The sequence below is a fragment of the Pseudomonas sp. 86_A genome (assembly GCF_017491705.1).
GTDB lineage: Bacteria > Pseudomonadota > Gammaproteobacteria > Pseudomonadales > Pseudomonadaceae > Aquipseudomonas > Aquipseudomonas koreensis.
The window spans coordinates 1-499 of record NZ_JAFGYS010000094.1 but is presented as its reverse complement, the minus strand read 5'-3'; the positions used below and the strand labels follow the sequence as shown (position 1 = coordinate 499).

Below are 499 nucleotides of genomic sequence, written 5' to 3'. Positions count from 1 at the left end.
GTGTGGGCGTGGCATATATCGCGCCGGATGGAACCGTCAGCGCATTTTTACGTCGAATCAAGTATGAACACCGCAACCACCATGAACTCAGCAGCTGAAGAAGCGATAGCCACCGAGTCGAATGCCATTGCTCCCCCTTCGGCCCGACCCTTCATTGAACCGGACTTGCTAAAACCGATCCCGGGGTTCACCTTGTTGCATCACGTCACCAGCCGCGCAGTTCTGGATGCCAGCGAACACCCCAATGATCACGTAGACACCAACAAGTACGTGGCCACCAACGAATACGTGGGGAATCCCCCAGCACAAGCCGCTCTTCTCGGCCCAACGCCGTCAGAGACCAGCTACTCACCGATTCCTCTGGCAACCCCCACGGCCGTGATCCGAAGACTCGTCACCATCGCGCTAGAGACCGCGAGTGGCCACCGGCCACCATCCAAACTATCCCCCGACGATTTCGCCCCCGTTGTTCGGCAATCACTCACAACGCTATCCCGAC

Annotated in this window: 1 protein-coding gene; it reads left to right on the top strand. The window is 58.3% G+C overall.

The annotated features are described in order from the left end of the window. Positions 1–63: 63 nt before the first annotated feature. The coding region (locus J5M57_RS28150) for a hypothetical protein (RefSeq protein ID WP_207938500.1) at positions 64–499 on the top strand (436 nt) is incomplete at its 3' end.